This window comes from Erwinia sp. Eh17-17 (assembly GCF_039675725.1).
Taxonomy (GTDB): domain Bacteria; phylum Pseudomonadota; class Gammaproteobacteria; order Enterobacterales; family Enterobacteriaceae; genus Erwinia.
Genome location: NZ_JBDFQT010000037.1, coordinates 1 through 430, shown reverse-complemented (window position 1 = coordinate 430; position 430 = coordinate 1). Strand labels below are relative to the sequence as shown.

Sequence of the window (430 nt, the reverse complement as noted above, 5' to 3'; positions counted from 1 at the left end):
CCGAAGGACAGCATGCTGTCGTGAGCATTTGAGAGACTCGAACATATCGTTGATTTCATTCTTATTACGGAGAATGAAAACGACATGTCGTTTCAATTTTCAGCTTGTTCCGGATTGTTAAAGAGCAAATATCTCAAACGTGACTCGTTAAAGTCAGCTTTGAGATACTGTGTGGCAACGTCTTTCACGTCGTTACCGGTGTGGCGTCCCCAAGGGGATTCGAACCCCTGTTACAGCCGTGAAAGGGCAGTGTCCTGGGCCTCTAGACGATGGGGACTCGGGTGCGACTTTGCTCGTTACTTCTATCAGACAATCTGTGTGGACACTGCGCGGGAAGGTATCTTCAGGTAAGGAGGTGATCCAACCGCAGGTTCCCCTACGGTTACCTTGTTACGACTTCACCCCAGTCATGAATCACAAAGTGGTAAGC

General features: G+C 48.8%; 1 tRNA gene and 1 rRNA gene. Both read right to left on the bottom strand.

Annotated elements, in window-relative coordinates:
- Nucleotides 1-201 precede the first annotated feature (201 nt).
- Nucleotides 202-277, bottom strand: a tRNA-Glu gene (locus tag ABEH87_RS21695).
- 71 nt (nt 278-348) lie between these two features.
- A 16S ribosomal RNA gene (locus ABEH87_RS21690) occupies nt 349-430 on the bottom strand; the annotation flags it as partial.